The 23,856-nt window shown below is 43.4% G+C and carries 28 protein-coding genes; all 28 read left to right on the top strand.

Annotated features, from left to right (window positions below):
- Positions 1-7: 7 nt before the first annotated feature.
- On the top strand, positions 8-439 hold the full coding sequence (gene flgC / locus PVE40_RS03550) for a flagellar basal body rod protein FlgC (RefSeq protein ID WP_274730498.1): 432 nt from the start codon (positions 8-10) through the stop codon (positions 437-439).
- A 22-nt stretch (positions 440-461) separates the two neighbouring features.
- Positions 462-773: a flagellar hook-basal body complex protein FliE gene (gene fliE / locus PVE40_RS03545; RefSeq protein ID WP_274730497.1), complete on the top strand. Its 312-nt coding sequence runs from the start codon at positions 462-464 to the stop codon at positions 771-773.
- 26 nt (positions 774-799) lie between these two features.
- Entirely contained in the window at positions 800-2,353 is a 1,554-nt protein-coding gene (gene fliF, locus PVE40_RS03540; protein WP_274730496.1) for a flagellar basal-body MS-ring/collar protein FliF, read from the top strand.
- 3 nt (positions 2,354-2,356) lie between these two features.
- Positions 2,357-3,361, top strand: coding sequence for a flagellar motor switch protein FliG (gene fliG, locus PVE40_RS03535; RefSeq protein WP_274730495.1), 1,005 nt, complete (start codon positions 2,357-2,359; stop codon positions 3,359-3,361).
- Positions 3,345-4,115: a FliH/SctL family protein gene (locus PVE40_RS03530; protein ID WP_274730494.1), complete on the top strand. Its 771-nt coding sequence runs from the start codon at positions 3,345-3,347 to the stop codon at positions 4,113-4,115. The genes fliG and PVE40_RS03530 overlap by 17 nt, the downstream gene beginning before the upstream one ends.
- Positions 4,102-5,418 (top strand): flagellar protein export ATPase FliI, encoded by a 1,317-nt coding sequence (gene fliI, locus PVE40_RS03525; RefSeq protein WP_420828509.1) that lies wholly within the window; start codon positions 4,102-4,104, stop codon positions 5,416-5,418. Before PVE40_RS03530 ends, fliI begins: the two co-directional genes overlap by 14 nt.
- A gap of 20 nt (positions 5,419-5,438) precedes the next feature.
- A complete protein-coding gene (fliJ, locus tag PVE40_RS03520) occupies positions 5,439-5,867 on the top strand; it encodes a flagellar export protein FliJ (protein ID WP_274730493.1) in 429 nt (142 codons plus the stop codon).
- A gap of 128 nt (positions 5,868-5,995) precedes the next feature.
- Positions 5,996-7,108, top strand: coding sequence for a flagellar hook-length control protein FliK (locus PVE40_RS03515; protein WP_274730492.1), 1,113 nt, complete (start codon positions 5,996-5,998; stop codon positions 7,106-7,108).
- Positions 7,109-7,125: 17 nt separating this feature from the next.
- Positions 7,126-7,551: a flagellar hook capping FlgD N-terminal domain-containing protein gene (locus tag PVE40_RS03510; RefSeq protein ID WP_274730491.1), complete on the top strand. Its 426-nt coding sequence runs from the start codon at positions 7,126-7,128 to the stop codon at positions 7,549-7,551.
- The gene (locus PVE40_RS03505; protein ID WP_274730490.1) at positions 7,548-7,901 is read left to right on the top strand and encodes a TIGR02530 family flagellar biosynthesis protein; all 354 of its coding nucleotides are present in this window, start codon (positions 7,548-7,550) and stop codon (positions 7,899-7,901) included. Before PVE40_RS03510 ends, PVE40_RS03505 begins: the two co-directional genes overlap by 4 nt.
- Before the next feature lie 82 nt (positions 7,902-7,983).
- Positions 7,984-8,862 (top strand): flagellar hook-basal body complex protein, encoded by an 879-nt coding sequence (locus tag PVE40_RS03500; protein ID WP_274730489.1) that lies wholly within the window; start codon positions 7,984-7,986, stop codon positions 8,860-8,862.
- Positions 8,863-8,882: 20 nt separating this feature from the next.
- Positions 8,883-9,086, top strand: coding sequence for a flagellar FlbD family protein (locus PVE40_RS03495; protein WP_274730488.1), 204 nt, complete (start codon positions 8,883-8,885; stop codon positions 9,084-9,086).
- A complete protein-coding gene (locus PVE40_RS03490) occupies positions 9,083-9,889 on the top strand; it encodes a motility protein A (RefSeq protein ID WP_274730487.1) in 807 nt (268 codons plus the stop codon). The genes PVE40_RS03495 and PVE40_RS03490 overlap by 4 nt, the downstream gene beginning before the upstream one ends.
- Positions 9,882-10,598 carry an OmpA family protein gene (locus tag PVE40_RS03485; protein WP_274730486.1) on the top strand — a complete coding sequence of 239 codons (717 nt, stop codon included), beginning with the start codon at positions 9,882-9,884 and terminating at the stop codon, positions 10,596-10,598. The genes PVE40_RS03490 and PVE40_RS03485 overlap by 8 nt, the downstream gene beginning before the upstream one ends.
- Position 10,599: 1 nt before the next feature.
- On the top strand, positions 10,600-11,067 hold the full coding sequence (locus tag PVE40_RS03480; RefSeq protein WP_274730485.1) for a flagellar basal body-associated FliL family protein: 468 nt from the start codon (positions 10,600-10,602) through the stop codon (positions 11,065-11,067).
- Positions 11,068-11,089: 22 nt separating this feature from the next.
- The gene (locus PVE40_RS03475) at positions 11,090-11,377 is read left to right on the top strand and encodes a flagellar biosynthetic protein FliO (protein WP_274730484.1); all 288 of its coding nucleotides are present in this window, start codon (positions 11,090-11,092) and stop codon (positions 11,375-11,377) included.
- Positions 11,374-12,108: a flagellar type III secretion system pore protein FliP gene (fliP, locus tag PVE40_RS03470; RefSeq protein WP_274730483.1), complete on the top strand. Its 735-nt coding sequence runs from the start codon at positions 11,374-11,376 to the stop codon at positions 12,106-12,108. The genes PVE40_RS03475 and fliP overlap by 4 nt, the downstream gene beginning before the upstream one ends.
- 12 nt (positions 12,109-12,120) lie before the next feature.
- Positions 12,121-12,384 (top strand): flagellar biosynthesis protein FliQ, encoded by a 264-nt coding sequence (gene fliQ, locus PVE40_RS03465; RefSeq protein ID WP_274730482.1) that lies wholly within the window; start codon positions 12,121-12,123, stop codon positions 12,382-12,384.
- Positions 12,385-13,149, top strand: a complete 765-nt coding sequence (locus tag PVE40_RS03460; RefSeq protein WP_338033466.1) for a flagellar biosynthetic protein FliR — start codon at positions 12,385-12,387, stop codon at positions 13,147-13,149.
- Between the two features lie 17 nt (positions 13,150-13,166).
- Complete coding sequence (flhB, locus tag PVE40_RS03455; RefSeq protein WP_274730480.1) at positions 13,167-14,234, top strand: flagellar biosynthesis protein FlhB; 1,068 nt, start codon at positions 13,167-13,169, stop codon at positions 14,232-14,234.
- Positions 14,235-14,273: 39 nt separating this feature from the next.
- Complete coding sequence (gene flhA / locus PVE40_RS03450) at positions 14,274-16,361, top strand: flagellar biosynthesis protein FlhA (RefSeq protein ID WP_274730479.1); 2,088 nt, start codon at positions 14,274-14,276, stop codon at positions 16,359-16,361.
- 20 nt (positions 16,362-16,381) lie between these two features.
- Positions 16,382-17,098 (top strand): sigma-70 family RNA polymerase sigma factor, encoded by a 717-nt coding sequence (locus PVE40_RS03445; RefSeq protein ID WP_274730478.1) that lies wholly within the window; start codon positions 16,382-16,384, stop codon positions 17,096-17,098.
- On the top strand, positions 17,091-17,516 hold the full coding sequence (locus tag PVE40_RS03440) for a flagellar basal body rod C-terminal domain-containing protein (protein ID WP_274730477.1): 426 nt from the start codon (positions 17,091-17,093) through the stop codon (positions 17,514-17,516). The genes PVE40_RS03445 and PVE40_RS03440 overlap by 8 nt, the downstream gene beginning before the upstream one ends.
- 11 nt (positions 17,517-17,527) lie before the next feature.
- Positions 17,528-18,187, top strand: a complete 660-nt coding sequence (locus tag PVE40_RS03435) for a flagellar hook-basal body protein (RefSeq protein WP_274730476.1) — start codon at positions 17,528-17,530, stop codon at positions 18,185-18,187.
- A 15-nt stretch (positions 18,188-18,202) separates the two neighbouring features.
- The gene (gene ftsE, locus PVE40_RS03430) at positions 18,203-18,931 is read left to right on the top strand and encodes a cell division ATP-binding protein FtsE (RefSeq protein ID WP_274730475.1); all 729 of its coding nucleotides are present in this window, start codon (positions 18,203-18,205) and stop codon (positions 18,929-18,931) included.
- A gap of 18 nt (positions 18,932-18,949) precedes the next feature.
- A complete protein-coding gene (locus tag PVE40_RS03425) occupies positions 18,950-20,251 on the top strand; it encodes a carboxylate--amine ligase (RefSeq protein ID WP_274730474.1) in 1,302 nt (433 codons plus the stop codon).
- A gap of 336 nt (positions 20,252-20,587) precedes the next feature.
- Complete coding sequence (treP, locus tag PVE40_RS03420) at positions 20,588-22,045, top strand: PTS system trehalose-specific EIIBC component (protein WP_274730473.1); 1,458 nt, start codon at positions 20,588-20,590, stop codon at positions 22,043-22,045.
- Between the two features lie 74 nt (positions 22,046-22,119).
- Positions 22,120-23,772, top strand: coding sequence for an alpha,alpha-phosphotrehalase (gene treC / locus PVE40_RS03415; RefSeq protein WP_274730472.1), 1,653 nt, complete (start codon positions 22,120-22,122; stop codon positions 23,770-23,772).
- Positions 23,773-23,856 lie beyond the last annotated feature (84 nt).

The raw sequence follows: 23,856 nt of genomic DNA, 5'->3' as shown, positions 1-23,856 counted from the left end.
AAGTCTTTTGTCCATTTTTGATTCATTACATATCAGTGCCAGCGGATTAAGCTTGGAACGGTTAAAACTAGATACGATTTCTACTAATATCGCGAATGTGAACACGACTCGTACGGAAGAGGGTGGACCGTATCAAAAGAAATCCATCGTTTTTGAAGAAGCATTAAAACAGAGCGGTCAAGCTTTTTCAGTTGGGAACGGTCAAAAAAGCTTTGGTGTGCGGGCGACTGAAATTACCGCAGACGAAACGGAACTTAGAGAGTATCAACCAACCCATCCTGATGCGGACGAAGAAGGGTATGTCCTCCTCTCAAACGTAAACATGGCCGATGAAATGGTCGAGATGATGAAGACACTCCGTGCATATGATGCGAATATTACCTCGTTAGAAGCAGGAAAAGATTTACTTAAACAAGCGTTAACTATTTCAGCAAAATAACCCGTAGGAAGGAAATCGATCATTGAATATTGAAGCAAGTACACGTGTCCTATTAGACAAAATGAATGCCATTCAAAATGGCGATTTACAAGCAATGAAGAAGCCAGAGGAAAGCCAAGCGTTTGGCGGGATTTTTGGGCAAGCAGTTCAACAGTTTGAAGCGTCACAGTTGTCTGCTGAGGAAGCAGTCCAGTCATTAGTAAAGGGAGAAGACGTGCAATTGCATGACGTCATGATACAAACGACAGAAGCACAACTTTCCTTAGAATTAGCGGTTCAAGTACGGAACAAGTGCCTGGAAGCGTATAACGATCTCAAGAATATGCAATTCTAGCATGAGTAAGGAGCTGCGGGAATACAATGGAAGTTGTGAATAATTTAATAAATTCAATCAAATCTGGTTGGGGCAGCATGTCAAAAGGTAAAAAAATTGGTCTAAGTACGATTATTGTTCTTTTCCTCGTAGGAGGGCTAAGTCTTTCGCTATTTTTGAATAAAGTTCAATATACCATGCTCTTCTCGCAAATTGAGGAAGAAGACGCAGGGAATATCGTGAATGATTTAGAGGCGCAACAAATTCCTTATCAGTTAGCTGATGGGGGAACGACCATTTATATTGATGAAAATTATGTCGATAAATATCGGATTGAACTCGCGGTAAATGATTTACTACCGAATAACTCCATCGGGTTTGAGATATTTGATAATACGAGCATGATGGCGACCGATGAAGACCGTGAAGTCATGCGTCAGCGTGCCATTCAAGGTGAGTTAGAGCGGGCAATCGGTTCTTTGAGCGGGGTGGAAAGTGTAAAGGTCATCCTATCGATGCCCGAGAAGAGTATCTTCACTCGTCCAGATGAAACTTTGCCGGCGAGCGCTTCTGTTATGTTGCGAACGATAAACGGACATACGTTATCTACACAGGCAGTAGAAGGGATTGCATCGCTTGTTTCTGGGGCGGTAGACCAATTGCCGAAAGAAAATATCAGCATCATCGATCAAAACGGAAATGTATTGAGTGCCTTTATCCAATCCGATACAGGGATGCAGACTGCTGATCTAGCTTCCCGTAACCGAGAAATGGAACAAAACTATGCACGAGAACTAGAGCAAAAACTATTAAAAACGTTATCTCCTATTTATGGAGCGAATAATCTCTCCATTTCTGTAAACGTAAAAATGGACTTTTCTATGGAAGAAATAGAAGACACGGTGTACGGAGATGCTCAGTTACGAAGCCAAGATATTTCAGCTTCCGGTGGTGAAATCGTTGGAGACGGCGAGGCAGGATTAAGTGGGAATGATGTTGCAGTTTCTGAAATTATTGAAGGAGAGACTGGAAATTCAGCTTCCTATCACAGCACGACCAATAACGAAATCAATACAACGATCACCCATACGATTAGTGAAACCGGTGAAGTGACAGCAATCACTGCCTCTATTCTCTATAACACCGGAATACCTGGCATGAATGAAGGGGATTTACAACGTGTAGCACTGAGTGTCTTAGGACCAGCTGAAGCACGGACTGTCGAAGTACACGGAGCAAACTTCTCTGTCCCAGAAACGGGAGACTTCACGGACCCAGTTGTTGCAGGGAATCCATTAGAAGCAATCTGGGAGCAATATGGCATGGTAATTGTGGCAGGCGTAGGTATTTTATTATTTGCGGTCGTGACAGGTTCCATCGTTCAGTCTTTGCGCCGGAAGAAACGGATGCAACTAGAGGAAGAAGAGTGGGAAGAGGAAGTTTCGCTCGACTCTGCACGTGAAGAGGAGAAAGAAACCAAGACCCTACAGGATCTGCTACAAAATGAGAAGTTGCAAAAAGAAGGCTCGGCTATGAAACATGCCAAGGACAATCCGGAATTGGTAGCTGATCTGATAAAAATGTGGATGAAGGATGAGTAACGAATGGAAGATATGTCTGGGATCAAAAAGGCGGCGATCCTGTTAATATCACTAGGGGCTGAAACGTCGGCTGAAATTTTGAGGCTATTACCGGACAGCTATATCCAAAAAGTGAGTTATGAAATCGCCAATATTGACTATGTGAACCCTAATGAACGAGAAGAAATCCTAAATGAATTCACAGAAATGTCGCAAGCTCGCCAATACGTAGTAGATGGCGGTGTAGACTATGCTCGGGAAGTATTAAACCGTGCGTTAGGGCCGCAACGAGCGAAAGAAGTGATTGATTTACTAAATCAAATTCAACTTCGTGAACGTCCTTTTAATATTGCGCGAAAGGCAGATCCGATGCAATTGAAAAACTTGTTATTAAACGAACAGCCGCAAACAGTAGCTTTGGTTCTTTGTTACATGCAACCGGATAAAGCGGCTCAAATTCTTGGTCAGTTTCCATTAGAACTTCAAACGGAAATCGCCGAGCGAATTGGGACGATTACGCGGACTTCACCAACTGTTATCGAACGGATTGAGAAGGTAATCGAGAATAAATTCTCTAGCTACGTTGAAAATGAAACAGAAACGGTGGGCGGCGTTCATGCGTTGGTTGAGATTTTGAATTCAGTAGGACGAAGTACGGAGAAAAATATTCTGAATGCCTTGGAAGAACGGCATAAAGAGTTGGCCGATGAAGTGCGGTCAAACTTATTCACCTTCGAAGACATTACCACATTGGAAAATTCCGATGTTCAACGAGTACTGCGTTTTGTCGATCAAGACGATTTGATGCTCGCTCTCAAAGGCGTTTCCGACGAAATTCGCAATTTTATCTTCAAAAACATGTCCGCACGTTCTGTGGAGACCATCAAGGAAGATATGCAATTTATGGGAGCCGCTCGTTTGTCTGCGGTAGAAGAAGCACAACAAAAAATCGTGGGTGTTATTCGCTCGCTGGATGAATCAGGCGAGATTTACATAAGAAGAGGTGAACAAGATGCAATCATCTCTTAAAGTTATTAAGGCACAGCAATCCCTGCAACCAGTTGGAATGGCAAAGGTACAGACGGAATTGCGGGTAGATGAAACATTCGAAAAAAAGATAGCCGCGAAAACAGATTCCAAGCAAGCCTTCTACATGGACCGCATGGAACAGTTAGTCAGAGAAGCAGAAGCTGAGAAAGAACAAATCATTCTAGCCGCTCAAGAGGAAGCTGAACAAATAAAGGCAGCTGCTCAACAAGAAGGGTACCGAATCGGCGAACACGCTGGGCGAGAAGAAGGATACCAAGCTGGCTATCAGGCAAGTATCCAAGCCGCCATAAAAGAAGTAGAACGAATGAAGCAAGCAGCCGATCAACTTCTAAAGGACGCTGCTAAGGAAGTAACTCTTTATCATACGGAAAAGAGACATGAAATCATTGAACTAGCTGCCCAAATGGCGGAAAAAATCATTCATGAAAAAATTAATACGTCAGATGAGACCATCATGGGGTTAATCGTGCCAGTATTGAGTCGCATGGAACAAGAAAGTAAGTTCATTACCATCTCCGTGTCTCCTGAAAAGGCACCGGTTGTGAAAGAAAATATCAAGACGTTGGAAGCTGACTTTCCCTTTTTCCGTTTTGCTGTACTGACAGATGCTTCACTTGAGGAGAATGGATGTGTGATTGAAAGTCCGCATGCCATTATGGATCTACAAATCAAGCAGCAACTGACTGCTATGGTACAAGATTTACAGGAACTGAAGGTGGATGAACATGTTTGACGTTCCTGTTGCTGCCTATAGTAAACAACTGAAGAAGAAGAGCTATATCCAAATCAAAGGAAAAGTATCTGAAGTGACGGGTCTAATCGTGAAAGTGGAGGGACTCGAAGCATTCATCGGTGAAGTATGCGAGATTGAGCTGAAAGCTACCGGCAAAATTGTGTTAAGTGAAGTAGTTGGGTTTGTGGAGCGCACGGTCCTTTTGATGCCTTTAGATAACTTAGATGGCATTGGCCCTGGCTGTGTAGTAAGGCCAACGGGACATTCGTTACAAGTGGAAGTGTCAGATGCACTGCTTGGAACAACGATTGACGGACTGGGGCGCCCGATGTCACATGAAACGACACCGAAGGGAACTTTCCATGAAGTAAATGGTTCTGCTCCGGATCCCTTTAAGCGTAAAAAAATCGAAACAATCATCCCTACCGGTATCAAAGCCATTGATGGTCTTCTAACCATTGGCGAAGGACAGCGGGTTGGGATTTTTGCGGGGAGTGGGGTCGGAAAGAGTACCTTGCTCGGCATGATTGCCCGCTACTGTGAGGCGGATGTGATTGTAATAGGTCTTATTGGGGAACGGGGCCGTGAGGTGCTGGAGTTCATTGAAAAAGACTTAGGACCAGAAGGATATAAAAAATCAGTTGTTGTCTGTGCCACTTCTGATTCACCGGCACTAGTGCGGCTGAAGGGTTCCTACACAGCTACTTCTATCGCGGAGTATTTCCGTGATCAAGGAAAACGGGTTGTTTTGATGATGGACTCGGTCACGCGGGTAGCGATGGCCCAACGAGAAATCGGGCTGGCAATCGGAGAACCGCCTACCACGAAAGGGTACACTCCCTCTGTTTTTACTACTTTGCCTCGATTATTGGAGCGATCGGGTATGTCTGATAAAGGTTCTATTACGGCCTTTTATACCGTTTTGGTAGAAGGAGACGATATGAATGAGCCGATCGCCGATACGGTGCGAGGGATTTTAGATGGACACATCATCTTATCGCGGAAGATTGCGGCTGAGAATCAGTATCCCGCAATCGATGTGCAAAATAGCGTCAGTCGGTTGATGAAAGATATTGTTTCTGAAGAACACCACCAACTAGCTGGAAAGTTAAAAGAAAGTATGGCCATTTACTCCGAATCAAAGGACTTGATTGATGTCGGTGCCTACCAAAAAGGGACAAACCCAACAGTAGACCGAGCCATTCAATTACATTACCCAATTAAGAACTTCTTGAAGCAACAAGTCGAGGCTCCTTTTACTTTTGCGGAAAGTCTTCAATTGTTGCGTAAAACAATCGAGTAAAGGCATAGGAGGAAAAAGGATTGACACAGTTTTCCATGGAAAAAATCTTGGATTGGCGTTTGGACTTAGAGGACGAAGCGAGAATGCAGCTGTCCCGCTTGGAAGAAAAGTGGCAGCAAGAAAATCGTCAGCTCCAATCGTTGATACAAGAGAATACGAAAGTAAAAAATGACTATCTGAAAAATGTACAGATTTACACGTTGCGTTATAACGATTATTACAAACTCGTGTTGGATGAGAAAATTGTCAAACAAAAAAATCAAATGGATCGTACGCAAGCAGAGATAAAGACTGCTCATGAAGAGTTAATTGAAACGCATAAAAACCGGAAAGCAATGGAAAAGCTGAAGGAAAAGGAACTGGACTTGCTGTACCAAAAAGAGAAATGGCAAGAACAAAACCAACTTGATGAAATGGCAACGATGAATTATAGACGAAAAGCCCTTTAATGAAACTCATGGAAAGGAGGTGAAACTGACTGGAAAATGTAGTTTTATCATCTGCTTTTTTGCAGATAACGGTTCCTCAAGTAGGGGAGATTCCCCTGCTACATGTAGATGGGGAGGAGTTCCAACAATTGTTGGGGCAGTTTTTGGAAGAAGGGAAAGAGACACCGGAAGCAGTGGTAGAAGAGACTCTAGAACTTCCTACAGTTGAAGAGGAAGAAGCTGTAGAAGAGGTTTTGTATCACATGATGCACACGTTCTTGCGAATCCCACCTGCAGAAACAGGCACGGTCTCCAAACAAGGTGCGCGTTCAGAGGAAGAGGTACGGGGAATCAGCACGTTGTCCATGCCGGATGTAAGAGAGACGGTGAACGAAAACGTTGTTGCAGGAGCGGAGCAAGTAGAAGAAAACGCTCCAGAGCAGCTTGAGCAATTGCCTGTTCAGCAATCGATGTCTTCTCCTCCACTATCGAACAGTGCTCCAGTACCGCTTAAAGAACCACCAGAGAAACAAGAATCAGCTCTACAGATTGAACCGGCAAGCCTAGAACAATCAAACATTAACAAAACAGTATCAGAAAAAGAAGGAAATAAGGTCACGGAGTCCGTGACAGAATTCAAACTTCCCAACGAGAAAGATTTAGGAGAACCAATTCCGCTCAAAATGATAACGGAGGCTCCAGATGTATTACAAAAGGATTCCCTGCCACCATTGGAGTTTGTCCCTGCATCGTCTGCCGTTGGAGGAACGAAAGAAGTCACCTCGCCACAAGTAGCAGAAAAGGTGGTCCTCCATTTCCAAGAACCACAAGTATTCATGAAGCAAATAGCTGAAACAATGACGATAGCGATCCCGAAACAATCCATTGAAGCGCCAAAAGTCGTGCAGATAAAACTGACACCCGAAACGCTGGGTGAAATGGAAATCCATTTGGAATGGCAAGGGGAGCAAGTAGAAGCAAAAATTTATGTTCAAAAAGCAGAGTTAAAGCAAGTCTTGGATGAACAAATGCCTCTTTTACGGGAACAGCTACAAGTAGATGCACTGATTCAAACCTTATCAGTTGAGGTTTTACCGTCACAATCTTTCTTACCGCAATTTGCTGGTGAATTTGTTCCTCATAAACAAGGAACCAACCAACAAGGAAAAGGACGCTATCAGCCTCATCAAGAAAGGGAAGAAGAAGGGGAAGATCCGCCATCCGCCTATGAGCGGTTAACAGGATTAAGCCTTTATATCTAAAGAAAGGAGAAAAAGAAATGGAAATATCACCAAATTTTACCATCGGATCCATTGACCAAGCGATTGTGAAAGGAAAAGAGTCCAACTCCGATATGGATATGGATGATTTCATCAAAATTATGGCCGCCTCGCTTAAAATGCCTTCTCCAGATGGCGAAAGTGGAGGAAACAGCTCGACTGATTTTATGGGACAAATGATTCAATTCAGTACCATGGAACAATTAAATACGCTCACCGAAACGTTATCGACTACCATGCTGATGACCCAACAACAACAAGCACTTGCGATGATTGGGAAGGAAGCTACCGTTGTTCAAGACGGCACTATGGTGAAGGGAACCGTTGAAAAGGTAAAGTTCTTTAACGGCTATGCCACCATTCAATTAAACGGCAAAGATTACTACATGAATAACGTTCAAGAAGTGGGGCTTGGTCAATCGTGAGTATAAGAATCAATCAAGTTCCCTATCAACCGATTCAAAAACAAGTAGCAAATCCAGTGAAAACAGCAGATTCTTTTGAAACGCGCATAGCGGCTCAGTCGTTAAAAATCTCCAATCATGCACAAAAACGAATGGATCAACGAGGCTTTACCTTGGCCGAGAATGATTTAACGCAGTTAAATTCGGCAGTCGACGAGCTACAAGAAAAAGGTTCAAAAAATTCTTTATTGTTATACAAAGATTTAGCCCTGATTGCAAATATCCATAACCGGACAATCATCACTGCATTAGACCGGGAAGAAGTAGACACCATAACGAATATTGACAGTACTAAGTTTGTAAAAGAATAAGTCAGGCTGGACCGCAAGGAAGCCTTGTCCGTGGACGGAATGAAGCGGACCTTAAAATGAACCCTAATTGGAGGAATATCAAATGTTAAAATCTCTATACTCAGGCGTAAGCGGAATGAAAAATATCCAAACAAAAATGGACGTTATCTCGAATAACATTGCGAACGTAAATACAACAAGCTTTAAGAGTGGTCGGGTTCGTTTTGAAGATATGATGAGCCAGACATTGGCACAAGCAGAAACAAATCGTAACGGTAAACAAGTTGGTCTAGGTGTACAAATTGGTTCGATCGATACCGTTATGAATGGTGGATCACTCCAATCAACCGGACGTGATTTAGACTTTGCTATCGAAAATGGCGATAATTCTTTCTTCACAGTCAGCGCAAATGGCGAGGACGATCAAAAATTATACACACGTGATGGCGGATTTTATTTGAACCCGGACAATCAACTTGTTACGGCTTCTGGTTACCACGTGCTAGGGGTAATGGCACAAACACCCGTAAAGTATGATGATAATTTTAATATCAATAGCTTGAAATACAATGAACAGACCGGCATTAGCGCTCTATCGATTCCGAAAACCATTCAAGCCAATGGTGCACAAGCCCTTGATAGTTATGGGATTGATGGAAGTGGTTTGATTGTTGGGGTCTACAATGGTGAGTCCTATGTATTGGGACAAGTTTCCTTGAGCAACTTCAGCAACGCAGCGGGTTTAGAGAAAGCAGGGGCAAATCTGTACTTAGAAACTGCTAACTCCGGACAAGCCGACATTGGTGCTGCTTCAGAAGAAGGTTATGGTGAAATCCGTTCTGGGTTCCTAGAAATGTCAAACGTTGACCTTTCAAATGAATTTACAGAAATGATTGTAGCAAGCCGTGCTTACCAAGCCAACTCTCGTAGCATCACAACTTCTGACCAAATGTTAGAAGAACTGTTGTCCTTGAAACGTTAATCGCTGAGGGATAAGATACGATGATTCCATTAAGAACTGTCACAGGAAAAACCTTTTATATAAATAGTGATTTGATTTACCGCATAGACGAAAGCTTTGACACCATGATTACCATGGTGAATGGCAATACTGTGCGCGTTGCGGACACAGCGGAAGAGATTAACCAAAAAATAATTCAATACAAGCGCACCATCATGTGTCCGGAAAGAGAGGCAAGAGAATGAAAAAAGATTATGTGCCCGTCCTCTCGTTAGTAGCGGGCGTACTGCTCATCTTTTGGGCAATTTCAGATGGAGGATCATTAGCCGGATTTATTGATGTTCCTTCCATTATCATTACCGTTTTAGGGTCATTTATGGCGTTACTAATCAGTTACCCAATCGCTCAACTTAAAAAAATCCCACAATATTTCATAAAAATTCTAGATACGGTGGATGATGATCGACAAGGATTATTGTCTACAATGACCGACTTAGCGCGGACCGCACGTAGTCAAGGGCTACTAGCATTAGATAATGAATTAGAAGGCTTAGACAATTCTTTTTTAGTGGAAGGGTTGCGAATGGTTGTAGACGGGATGGAGCCTGATTCGATTCGAGAAATTTTGGAATTAAAAATCAGCAACATGGAAGATCGTCACAGCATCGGCCAAGGAATTTTTCTGAAATGGGCAGAACTAGCGCCAGCATTCGGAATGATTGGAACACTGATTGGTTTGATTAACATGCTTGGTTCCTTAACGGATCCAACTACATTAGGTACAGGAATGGCAGCTGCTTTGGTAACAACTTTTTACGGAAGTTTCTTGGCAAACCTAGTTTTTACTCCGTTTGCGCAAAATTTGAAGTCCAAAACAGAAACAGAGGCGTTAATTGCTGAGATGATTACGGAAGGTGTTCTTGCTATACAAGCCGGACAAAATCCGCGAGTGATCGAACAAAAATTGGCCAGCTACTTAGATGGAACGAAAGTAAAAGACAAAGACGAAGAGGGAGTCCTGCAAAGCGAGGGACAAGGATATGTCTAAAAGAAAAAAGAAGGAAGCAAGTGCAGCAGCAGGTTCTCCAGCTTGGATGACCACTTTTTCAGACTTGATGACGCTCCTCTTAACCTTCTTTATTCTCCTGTTCTCCATGTCCAGTATTAGTGAAGAGAAATTTCGCAGCCTATCACAATCTCTAGCCAGTTCTTTTTCTGGAGGGGAAGGGATTTTAGAAGGAGTCATTATCCCGCCTGAAAATGGCGTAGAACCAGTTAATCCTGATGCCTTGGATCCAGCCTTACTGGAGATGTACAACAAAGTTACGCAATTCATTGAGAAGCACGACTTAGGTGACAGCGTAGCGATTACAGCTGATGAGAATGGGATTTACGTCAACCTGAATAATGCCATCCTTTTTGGGAAAGAAAGTGCATCGATTACGCGAGAAGGAAAAAAGGTTTTGCGTTCGATTGCTGATTTACTGAATGAGATTGGCAACAATGTCGTTATTGAGGGGCATACCGATAATATCCCGAATGCCTACGGTCAGTACCCGACGAACTGGGAGCTATCGACAACGCGGGCTGTCTCCGTTCTTCGTTACTTAAGTGAGGAAGAAAAGGTCAACCCGATGCGATTATCGGCAGTTGGCTATGGGGAGTATCGTCCCTTGGTACCGAACGATACCGCGGAAAATCGAGCGAAGAATAGAAGAGTAAATATCGTTGTTGTTTACGAACCGGAGGATGAATAGATTGAAAAATCAAAAAGAAAAATCGCCACTATCCATCCAAAAACTAATTGTATTGGGAATCGCAATGCTAGTCCTTGCGATTGGAGGCGGAGTACTAGGTTCTGCTATTGCGTCAGGAAAAGCTGCAGAATTGTTGGCTAGTACGAAGGAAGAAGAGAAGGAACGAATAATCGTTCCTTCTGAAGAGTTTCTCCTTAACCTAACCCCAACAAACCTGAAGAATAATTTTTTGAAGATTGAACTTTCGTTTTTAGTAACCAATGCGGAAAATGAGGCGAAATTAACGGAAGAAGAGGCCATGATTCGAGATGCAATCATCACGAGTCTCCGTAAAAAAACAGCACTGACTGTGTTTGAAGAAGCTGAAGGAGAATTGGTTATAAAAGAAGAACTGAGAACACAAATCAACCAAATTCTAGGCGCAGAGATTGTTGAAGAAATTTTTGTTACGAATATTGTAATGCAATAAGAAAGAAGGCCAGAAATACACGATGGGACTTGAATATGTGCTTAAAAGTGTAGCTGCTTTGGTGGTGATCATCCTTTTAGCGAATGTACTAATTAAACAACTGAATCAATTGTCTAGAAGGGGCAGCAAACATCTACGGATTGTAGAGAAGCTGCCGTTAAGCCGTACTTCTTCCCTCTATGTTGTCGAAGTAATGGGAACCTACTACTTAATGAGCGGCACGGAACAGCATAACGAGATTCTCAAGGAACTGTCGCAGGAAGAAGTAGAATCCAGTGAATGGCGTAAGGAAAAGAGGAGCCAATCATGAAGAGACGGATACAACAAATTGGTTGGACCCTTTTCCTTTTCTTCCTTACAGCGCAACCTGTACAGGCTGCGGAGCTTGAGAATGTGTGGAGTGATGTAGGTTCTGCCGACACGGTTCAGCTTTATTTAGTTCTTGGGTTGCTAAGTGTCATTCCGGCATTTTTAATTTTAACCACTAGTTTTACCAGGATTATTGTTATTCTTTCTTTTCTGCGCAGCTCTCTTGGTACGCAGCAGAACCCACCCAATCAGGTGTTGGTAGGATTAGCTTTATTCTTGACCTTTTTTATCATGCAGCCTGTTTACACAGAGGTGTACGAGGATGCCATCAGTCCTCTCGTCGAAGAAGAAATTTCATTGGAGACTTCTCTTAGCCGAGCAGAAACGCCGATTAAGGACTTCATGTTGGATCAGACCCGGGAAAAGGATCTGCAGCTGTTTCTTGACTTATCAGGACAAGAGGCAGAAGTTAGTGAGCGAAGAGAATTGCCTTTGACGGTAGTCATTCCTGCATTTGCGATTAGTGAATTACGAACTGCCTTCACAGTAGGTTTCTTATTGTTTATTCCGTTTTTGATTATTGATATGGTGGTTGCCAGCATTTTGATGTCGATGGGGATGTTCATGCTGTCACCGGCTATGATTTCCTTGCCGTTTAAGTTGTTGTTGTTTGTGTTGGTGGATGGCTGGTACTTGGTTGTCGAGTCCGTTGTCTTGGGCTTTTATTCATAGAAGAGGTGAAAGATGTCTTTACAAGGTAGTTTAGATGTATTAAGAGAAGCATTTATGACCATTTTAACGGTGTCAGCACCGGTCTTGTTAATTGCCCTTGTGGTAGGACTGATTATTAGTATTATTCAAGCAGCCACTCAAATTCAGGAACAAACCTTAAGTTTTGTACCAAAAGTATTGGCTGTCATTGGCTCTTTGATTATTTTCGGAAACTTCATGTTGAATGCCATTATTGCCTATACCGAAAAAATTTTTGAAATTATTGCAAGTTTGTAGGTGCTGGATGTGACAGCACAACTTCAAACCTTTTTATTGATTTTTATCCGAATTGCCACGTTTGTATTTGTTTGTCCGGGTTTTTCATTAAAGGGGATGCCCAATTTCATGAAAGTGGCGCTATCTCTCGGAATAAGTTTGCCTGTTTTTAGTCTTCAAACCGCGATAGGAGGAGAGCTAGGCATGTTTGCTCTCATCTTCTTAATCGTCAAAGAAGCGTTAGTAGGACTTGCGATCGGGTATATCGCTCAACTTTTTTTTGCGGCTATTGAGATGGCAGGTTCGTTTGCTGATGTGCAAGTCGGCTTTTCCATGTCGCAGTTGTTTGATCCGTCGATTGGAATCAATGCATCTTTCTTAGGAAAAGTTTATTACTGGATTTCGTTAGCTGTTTTCTTTCTAACCGATATTCATCACCGCGTGATTGAAACGTTAGTGGGATCATTCCAGCAGTTGCCGGTACAGTCGCTCCTATTTAATCCAGTGGATGGTATTTTGCACTTATTCACGCTTGTCTTCGGGACAGCGTTTCGTCTTGCTGCACCACTGATGATTGTAGCTCTGTTAACCGAAATCCTGCTTGGTGTGTTGTCCAGAACGGTTCCGCAGATTAACGTTTTGATTCTGAGCATGCCGCTAAAGGTTTTAATTGTTTTGATTTTTCTGTTGGCCTTTTTCCCGACCTTGTACCGGAATATTGCCGACTTGATGCCACAAATGTTGCAGTACATGAATGAATTCATTTATTCGTTCAGTCAAAGGTAAAGGGGCGGTGATGAAGGATGTCAGAAAAAGATGGCAAAACAGAAAAACCCACCCCCAAGAAATTAAGGGACGCTAAGAAGAAGGGTGAGGTGGCGAAGAGCCAAGAACTAACCAGTTCCCTCACGTTTGCGGTGTTTGCATTGGTGGGGGTGAGCATGGTCACTCGAACGTTGGAGCAGAGTTTTCCTATCCTGAAGCGCCAGTTGTCAACGAATTTGATGATTGAGAATATCGGTGAAAACCTAGGCAGCATTGGCATGCAAGCCATTCTCTACTTTTTCGTATTAACCGGCCCTTTTCTGGCGATTGCTTTTCTCGCTGCTATTATTGCAAACGTGGCACAAGTAGGACTGTTCTTCTCCAAAGAGTCGCTTAAATTTAAGTTCAACCGATTGAACCCGATCTCGGGTTTGAAAAATATGTTTAGCAAAAAGGCTCTTTTCAATTTGTTGAAGAACCTTGCTAAGTTGGCTCTACTCTTCTGGGTGGCTGTTTCATCCGCCCAAGAAGCGAGTTACTACGCATTAAATTCCGGCTCCGTTGGGATGGAGAAGCTCTTTTTTGTTGTATTGGAAATAGTGAAAGAGGTCAGCACCAAGCTGGCAATCATCTTGTTCATACTAGGCGCTGCCGACTTTGCCTTTCAAAAGTATGATTATCAAAAGAACTTACGTATGTCGAAGCAAGAAATCAAAGATGAATACAAAGAGATGGAAGGGGACCCGCACATTAAGTCCCAAAGAAAACAAAAGCATCGCCAGCTAACCAGGCGGATGCTGCAAGATGTAGAGACTGCATCGATTATTATTACGAATCCGACCCATCTAGCGATTGCAGTGCGTTATGACCGGGAGAAAGATCCGGTCCCAATCGTAGTGGCGAAGGGGGCGGATCATATGGCTGCCAAGATTCGGGAACGCGCCACAGAACACGGTGTGCCCATCATGGAAAATAAACCTGTTGCTCGAAGTTTATATAAGAGCGTAGAAGTTGGCCAGTCCATTCCTGCCGATCTCTACCAAGCTCTGGCTGAAATGTTAGCGTTGGTCTACCAAATGGAATTATTGAAAAAGAAAAAAATTTAACAGAGATTCACACAGCAGAAAGGTTGGCGGAAGAAAATCATGGCTACAAATTTACTGAAGAAAAAGAAGCAATCAACTGGATTGATGGATATAGGGGTTTCCATCTTCGTCCTCTTGATTTTAGCGATGATTATTCTTCCTCTCCCACCTGGATTACTGGATCTCATGTTGATTCTAAATATGGCATTATCATTTGCCATTTTATTACTGACTTTGTTTACGAAAAGTGTGCTGGAATTCTCCAGTTTCCCTACTATTTTGCTGATTACTACGATGTTTCGCTTAGGGTTAAACATCTCCTCTACCCGGCTCATCCTGACAAAGGGAGATGCAGGGAAAGTAATTGATACGTTTGCGAACTTAGTGACAGGGAACAACATCATTGTAGGGGCAGTTATTTTCCTTATCATCTTCATCATCCAGATTGTTGTCGTAACAAATGGTTCTGGGCGTGTTTCTGAAGTGTCGGCTCGTTTTACCTTAGATGCGATGCCCGGGAAACAAATGTCCATTGACTCGGACTTAGCTTCTGGATTGATTACGGAAGAGCAAGCTCGTTCCCGGCGCAACGATTTAGAGCGGGAAACACAGTTCTATGGGGCAATGGATGGAGCGAGCAAGTTTGTTAAAGGAGATGCGACTGCCAGCATTATCATCACCTTGATTAACTTAATCGGCGGGATTTTGATTTTCTCTTTGCAACACGGGATGGGGATTGGCGAGGCGCTGAATAAGTTCGGCAAGTTGACGATCGGAGATGGCTTAGTTGGACAAGTTCCTTCCTTATTAATTTCGATTGCGTCCGGTATCTTGGTGACGCGTTCGGGTAATGATAAAAGTTTTGGTAGTTCTGTAATTCCAGAACTATTCTCTACAGCGAAAGTCATGTTTATTCTGAGCGGTGTGATGGTTGTTTTCTCCTTCGTGCCGGGATTCCCAACCTTTCTATTCTTACTGGTGGGGCTCGCTTCAGGAGTAGCCGGATACTTGCTCATGGAAAACGAAAAACAAGAACAAGCAGCAAGCATTGCACAAGAACAAGCTCAACTTGCTAATAAACGGACCGAACGCGATAAAAACCGCGGAGAAGTAGTGGTTCCGTATCAAATTGATCCGGTTGCGATTGAAATCGGGTATGGGTTGATCGGGATTGCGGATGAGAGTAAAGACGACAATATTATGAATCAAGTACTTGTTATCCGCAAACAGTTCGCCCAAGAGCTGGGGATTTTACTGGGACCTATCCGTATCCGGGACAACTTGCAACTGGGCGTCAATGAATACGTCATTAAAATAAAAGGCAACGTTCAAGCCAAAGGTGACTTGTTCATGGATAAAGTATTGCTATTGATGCCAGAAGGGGAAGAAGTTCCTTTCAAAGGCATCCCTGCGAAGGAACCGGCTTTTGGGTTAGATGCGCTATGGATTGACGAGAGCGACCGAGAAATGGCTGATTTAACTGGCTTCACAGTTGTTGATCCACTGACGGTATTGGTTACCCACTTAAAAGAGACGATTCGCCAGCATAGTCACTTCTTACTTGGACGCCAAGAAGTCAAACAATTACTAGAAGGTTTGAAAGAGAAATACAGCGTAGTAATTGATGAGCTGATCCCCGACATTATGCGTCTTGGAGAAGTGCAGAAAGTATTGCAGAATTTATTGAAAGAAAAAATTGCCATTATCGATATGGTTACCATTCTAGAAACTCTGGCCGACTATGGCACAACCGTCAAGGACACGGAAGTGCTGACAGAATATGTTCGTCAAGCTTTGAAACAAACAATTGTCCAAGATTACTTGGATGCAGAGCGGACCTTAAATGTCATCACGGTGCATCCAGATACCGAGGAATTAATTAGTCACAGCATCCAGAAATCATCAGCAGGTTCCATTCCAGTTCTGCAAGGGGATCTGGTTACCCGCTTGTTTGACAGTGTGAAGAGCAATCACTATGACTTAGAAGGAAAAGGAATTCCGCATGTGCTGCTTGTATCTCCAAAGATACGACCTGCTATGAAGAACCTATTGGCGTACAATTTCCCTGAACTAGCGGTATTGTCGCTGAATGAAGTACCAAATGAAATCGCGATTACAGCGGTGGGAATGATTGAAAAAGTTGTTTAAGGAGCAGTGGGAGGTGGACTATGTTTCAGGCACAAGATCGGGATGAAGAAATTCTTCACTACTTGCCGTTAGTTGAAAAGGTAGTAAGTGGGTTACGAATGAAGAACTCCCAGCATGAACGCGGTGACTTGATTAATTTTGGCGTAATCGGTTTGATGGATGCGCTGGATAAATACCACGGCGATAAAAATGTTCCCTTTGAGAGTTACGCGTATACACGAATTCGTGGCGCAATTATTGATGAAATTCGCAAGACTTCACCGATTTCCCGAACGGGGATGGACAAACTAAAAGCATATTACCGCGTCAAGGAAGAACTGGAACAGGCGCTGAGAAGAGAGCCGACGGAGCATGAAATTGCTGCTCGCTTGAATCTTTCCAACAAGCATCTGGATGACATTTACGATATTATTCATCAATTGTCCGCAGTGAGTTTAGAGATGTTGGTATTCCAAGATGAAGGGACCCAATCAGAATTGGTGAACTTTGTGGAGGATACCCACGCGCTTAGCGTAGAAGAAAACATTTTAGAACAAGAGAAAAAAACAGAATTAACAGAAGCCATTCGCTTGTTGCCGGAACGGGAACAACAAATCTTGCAATTATATTATGTAGAGAAGTTACCATTAAAAGAGATTGCCTTTATTTTTGATATATCTGTGCCGCGAGTATCGCAGATTCACGGCAAAATCATTGCGACTTTGCGCGATTATATGAGGAGGAAAGACCTTGATTAGAAGTATGGACACGTTACAGCACAATTTCCGCATTTTGCAAAAGAAACAGGAGATGGTAGCCGGGAACTTTGCGAACATCAACACGCCTGGGTATCAAGCACAAAAAATGGTCCAACGTGCTGGAGAAGAGCGGGCAATGGTGAATCACTTAGGAGGACCTGATCGAAACCTGCAGACGGATGTCGGCGGATTCACCTTCCAGAACTATATCGATGAAGTGTATGTTGATGAAACGCCAGGAGCTATCAAGGAGGATCCAACTAATCCAGGGTCCTATATCGAGATGTCAAATGTAAATACGGCGGATGAAATGGTCGAGATGATGAAGATTTCCCGTGAATTTGAAGCCAATCAAAAGGCCTTGCATGCGAGTGACGAAACTTTACGTAAAGCAAGTAATGAAATTGGGAAAGTGTAGAGGATAAGATGATGAATCAATTATTAGGGATTTCTAAAAGTGGCCTACATGCTTTCCAATATGCGATGGACACGGTAGCGAATGACTTAGCGAATGTGCAATCAACAGGCTATAAAGGCCGCGATGTTCAGTTCACAGAGCTGATGGAAAACATGGAAATGACAGGTGATAGTCTGCTGTTAGATGATGCGATGGCAGATGTACGCATCAATAGTGGCGCACGAAGCGAAGATTACCAATTGAATCTGACTCAAGGAAGTTTGGTTGAGAGTCAAGGGGAGCATCAATATGCAATTGTAGGTGAAGGCTTTTTCCGCGTCACCGATCCTGCAGGAGAAACGTTCTATACACGGGACGGAGATTTCCAACAAAATGCAGACGGCAGGGTTACGAACGCTCGTGGAGAGGCGTTGTATCGTCTACCAGACGGAACCGTGCCACTTTTCCAAGCAGCAACCTTCACGCCAGTAGGGGAGAACAAGTACGTAGCGGCAGGAGCGGTAGTTCCAGCAACCGGTACAGTTCAAGAAGGATTTTTAGAAAATGCAAATGTCGACTTAGCCACTTTATTCAGTGAAATGATGATTCTGCAACGGGGATATGCCATGAACATACGGGCAGCCCAGAGTACAGATGAAATGATGAGTGGTATCAATCAGTTCAAGCAATGAGAAAGAGTGTAGGACATGAGTACAATTATTGAATGCAAAAATGCGACGATGACCTATCCCCGAAACGTCAAAGGAATTGAGAATGTATCATTGGCGATTGAGGAAGGCGAGTTTGTTTATTTATTGGGGGCAAGCGGCTCAGGGAAATCTTCTTTGTTGAAGCTTCTGTACCGGGAAGAGAAGCTGACGAAGGGCTCGATGTCCGTTTGCGGGATGGAACTGAGTAAATTAAAGAACAAAGACTTGTACAAGTTGCGCCGAGAAATCGGTATTGTTTTCCAACAATACAAGCTGATGCCGAATAAAACGGTCTACGAAAATGTTGCGTTTGCTCTTGAAATTATTGGCATTTCTGCTGAGGAGTGCCAGCCTCGCATCTGGCAAACATTGACCTTGGTTGAGCTAGCGGACAAGGCCCATTGCTATCCAGATGAGCTGTCAGGTGGGCAGCAACAGCGCGTCGCCATTGCACGTGCCATCGTGAATGAGCCGAAGCTTTTATTGGCGGATGAACCAACGGGGAATTTGGATCCAAGAACTTCGAAGGAAATTTTCCGTCTGCTCTACCGGATCAACCGCCGCGGAACAACGGTTGTCTTAGCAACGCATGATTACCATATTGTAGAGAACTTCCGCTTCCGTCAATTATCTATGAAGGATGGGAGCTTAATCCAAGATGAGGATAAGAAGGCACCAGGTTCTCTGCAGTACGACTTTAAGAAAAAAGACTTTTATATTGTCTAGGAGAGGGAGAGAACGCCAGTGAAAAAAGCTGAGAATCAGCCTTTTGTTCCCGTTATTTTGGGAGGGAATCGTGGCGCTTATGGATTAGCACGTGCTTTTTATGAAGCCTATGGCATAAAAACACACCTGATTAGTCCCTTTCTAACTGGCCCGATTAACCGCTCCACAATTATTGAGCATTATCTTGTACCCAGTATGACCGATTTTCATTCCTTTCAAAAAACAATGCTCCAGATTGAGAACCAGTACCCAGATTGTCAGAAGTTGCTCTTTGGCAGTGATGACCGTTATGTCGAAGATTTACTTCGTTGGCGGGATACATTTCCTAGTCATTGGGTGGTTCCGTACGTGGAGAGAGAAACGTATGAGGCTGTGACGAACAAGGTGCGTTTCCATGAACTTTGCGAAGCCGTTGGAGTTCCTCATCCAAGGACAGTGGTTCTGACAAAAGAGGATCAGGACTTCACTCTGCCTTATCCCGTCATTATAAAACCTGCCGATACTCCGGCTTATCAACGAATGGATTTTGCAGGAAAAAAGAAGGTGTACATCTGTCTGGATGAGGTGGAAGCATCAAGAAGAATAGCGCTTATTCGTCAGAACGGCTATCAGGAAGACTTGATTGTCCAAGAATATATCACCGGCAATGATGAGACGTTGGGGGTAGCCATGGTCTATGTGGCGAAATACGATCGCAAGGTGAAGCTTCATTCCTTTGCCAATGTGCTGGTGGATGATCCTACTCCTTCCGCAATCGGCAACAGCTTAGCCAGCATTGTGGTAGAAGAGGAAGAACTGACTGAGTCCATCGAGAAAATCTTTGCCGCAACGAACTTCTATGGATTTGCTACCTTCGATGTGAAGTACGATTCACGGAAGCAGCAGTATGTTTTCTTTGAACTGAATGCCCGATTAGGGTCAAGCAATTATTATGTGACGGCAGCAGGGAACAATGTGGCGCAACTCTACGTGAAAGACTTCTTGTATCAACAAGAATTGCCTGAGCCCGCACCGCAAAAAACAATTCTTTATAGCTCCTTGCCGAAATCGATTCTCCTTCCGCGAGTTGAATCCCCACGCTGGAAGCAAAAAATCAAAGACGCCTATCAAAAGGGGAACGTGATCCATCCTCTCGCTGCATCTTATGAGAAGAGTTGGCGAAGGAAAGCGTATATTGCGTTAGCGGGGCTAAACTATTGCTATAAACTGTGGAAGTTTCCTTCCTTAGAACAGAGCAACCAGGAGAATCAGGCCCGGGAGAAAGAAGGACCCTCTTTCCCAAGCTCGCTATCCTATTTGCAAAAAAACCATCACCTTTAATACGATACAAACAGCAACTGATCCTTCGGGATGAGTTGCTGTTTTATTTTCGTGCAAGTGGGAGCTTAAAAAAAGCTCACTTGTACCATTTTTGCCAAAAACGTGCAAGTGAGGTCATAAAAAAACGCCACTCATACCATAATCGTAAAAATGGTATGAGTGAGCGCTAAAAAAGAGCCCACTTGCACACTTTTGCAATTTTATTTGTTATTTTTCTCCCTCCAGCCCTTTTTGTTTGCTTTTTGATGGTAAACGGTTGCATTATTTGTTTGTAAGAGTTAAAATAAAGGTACCAAAAACTTGTCTATACAAGTTATAAAAGGAGGAAGAATTACCATGCCAGATTTCAAGCAAGATGCCAAAGATTTGCTGGAACATGTCGGTGGTCCCGATAATATTTCAGCTGTCACGCACTGTGCCACTCGGATGAGGTTTGTATTGAATGATCCAGATGCAGCGGATGTAAAGAAGATTGAAGACATTCCTGCGGTAAAAGGAACGTTCACACAAGCTGGACAATTTCAGGTAATTATCGGTAATGAAGTTCCCACGTTCTACAATGAGTTTACGGCAGTTTCTGGTAAAGAGGGCGTTTCGAAAGACGAAGTAAAATCGGCTGCGAAACAAAATCAAAACCTAGCGCAACGCGCAATGTCTGTATTAGCAGAAATTTTTAGTCCGTTAATCCCAGCCATTATCGTTGGAGGTCTTATTCTCGGTTTCCGAAATGTTCTAGGAGAAATTCAATTTGCGAACGGCACGATTGTTTCAAACTCCCAATTCTGGGCAGGGGTCAACGATTTCCTTTGGTTAATCGGGGAAGCAATTTTCCACTTCTTGCCAGTTGGAATTACATGGAGTGTCACTCGTAAGATGGGTACCACGCAAATTCTAGGGATTGTACTAGGGCTTACACTCGTATCACCGCAATTATTAAATGCATACGGCGCAGCAGGTGCAGCAGCAGCAGGGGAAGTTCCATTTTGGGACTTCGGATTCTTCACCATTGATAAAATCGGGTATCAAGCACAAGTCATTCCAGCCATGTTAGCTGGTTTCACCCTCGTTTATCTAGAAAAATGGTTGCGTAAGTGGATTCCACAAGCTATTTCCATGATTTTTGTTCCATTATTTGCTCTACTTCCAACCGTTATTATCGCGCATACTGTATTAGGACCAATTGGTTGGACAATCGGTGACTGGATTTCTGATGTAGTGTACGCAGGAATCACGAGCAGTTTCAGCTGGTTGTTTGGTCTATTGTTTGGTACCTTCTACTCGCCGCTTGTTATCACAGGGCTCCATCACATGACGAATGCGATTGACCTACAGCTACAAAATGCCTTTGATGGTACTCAACTATGGCCAATGATTGCTCTCTCTAACATTGCCCAAGGTTCTGCCGTATTGGCGATCATCTTCATGCACCGCGGCAATAAAAAAGAAGAGCAAGTTTCGATTCCAGCGATGATTTCCTGTTACCTAGGTGTAACGGAACCAGCGATGTTCGGGATTAACATTAAGTATATCTATCCATTTATCGCAGCAATGATTGGATCTGGTATTGCAGGATTGTTCTCAGTGGCCACTGGTGTAACAGCGATTACGATTGGTGTAGGGGGACTTCCAGGTATCTTGTCCATCTACCCAGAGCACTACATCACATTTGCTATTAGCATGGTAATCGCCATTGTGATTCCATTCCTACTGACTGTCTTCTTCGAGAAGAAACAACTCTTCGTGCCAAAAGGCGATATAGAAGATGCACCAGTGATTGAAACAAGCAATAAGTAAGCAGAATAAATTCATCGAGGAGCAAAAAGGAGAATACGTACCTTTGCTCCTCGTTTTTTTAGAAGGAGGACATTATGGAACATTTAAAGGATAAAGTGATTTATCAACTTTACCCAAAGTCATTCAATGACACAAACGGGGATGGCATTGGGGACATCAGAGGAATCATAGAGAAGCTCGATTATTTAGAGCAGTTAGGCATCGATATGATTTGGATGAATCCCATCTTTGTATCTCCGCAAAAAGACAATGGGTATGACATTACCGATTACTATCAGATTGATCCAATGTTTGGAACAATGGAAGAATTGGAAGAGTTGATTCAAAAAGCAAAAGAAAAAAATATTGAATTAATGTTTGATATGGTGCTAAACCATACTTCCATCACACACGAATGGTTCCAACGAGCATTGGCGGGCGAGAAAAAGTATCAAGACTTCTATATCATCCGTCCAGCCAAGGAAGATGGTAGTTTGCCAACCAATTGGGAATCCAAATTTGGCGGTCCAGCTTGGGAGCCGTTTGGCGATACCGGTGAGTATTACTTGCATCTGTACGACGTCACGCAAGCAGACTTAAATTGGCGCAACCCGGAAGTGCGCAAAGAGCTTTATAAAATCGTGAACTTCTGGTTGGAAAAAGGAATGACCGGCTTCCGCTTTGACGTGCTGAATGTCATTGGTAAAGATGAGGTGCTCGTTGACAGTACAGGAGATAACGAAAAGAGTCTCTATACCGACACGCCAATCGTCCATGAGTGGGTGCAGGAGATGAACCGAGAAAGTTTCGGTGCACACGAGAATATTATTACGGTTGGAGAAATGTCTTCTACAACGGTTGAGAATGGAATCTTGTACTCTGATCCGGCTCGCAATGAACTATCGATGATTTTCAGCTTCCACCATCTAAAAGTGGATTATGAGAACGGTGAAAAATGGACGGATGTGCCCTTTGATTTCTTGGCGCTGAAACAAATTCTTGACGAATGGCAGGCGGGTATGCAAAAAGGGAACGGCTGGAATGCACTCTTTTGGAATAACCATGACCAACCTCGTGCCAACAGCCGCTTTGGCGACCCAGAAAAGTACCCGTATGAAACAGCGACCATGTTGGCGCAAACCATCCATCTCTTAAGAGGAACCCCGTATATTTATCAAGGGGAAGAAATCGGGATGACGAATCCAGATTTCAATGACATTAGTGAATATGTGGATGTGGAATCACACAATGCCTATGAGAGCTTGCGTTTAGCAGGCAAAACACATGAAGAGGCGATGACGATCATTAAACAGAAGTCTCGTGATACAAGCCGCATTCCGATGCAATGGGACAGCAGCTTGAATGCTGGTTTTACAACGGGGACACCTTGGTTGAAAGTAGCAGACAACTCTTCCCACATCAACGTTGAGAAGGAACTGGCGGAAGGAAGAATCTTCCCGTATTACCAACAGTTGATTCGGTTGCGCAAAGAGATGCCGATTATAGCAGATGGTTCCTATGAAGGAATCTTGCTGGATGACCCAGAAGTCTTTGCCTACGTACGAGAAAAAGAGGACGAAAAACTGTTGGTCTTGAGCCACTTCTACGGCACGGACTATGCCTTTACCCTTCCAGAAGAATTCACAACCGCTGAAGCAAAATGGCTGGTTGGAAATTATGAGGAAGTCCCTCTAACTACAGAGATGACACTACGACCCTATGAAACCGTGGCTTTTCTATTAGAGTAAGAACGAAGAGAGTGGGACAAACACTCATGTTCGCTTCCGCGAACACCCTGATGGATGAAAATAGTAACGGCCTCCGGCCCTTTT

Origin of the sequence: Jeotgalibaca caeni (assembly GCF_028863945.1) — a bacterium.
GTDB classification, from domain to species: domain Bacteria; phylum Bacillota; class Bacilli; order Lactobacillales; family Aerococcaceae; genus Jeotgalibaca; species Jeotgalibaca caeni.
The sequence above is the reverse complement of the archived record's forward strand: the minus strand, read 5'-3'. Positions and strand labels throughout refer to the sequence as shown.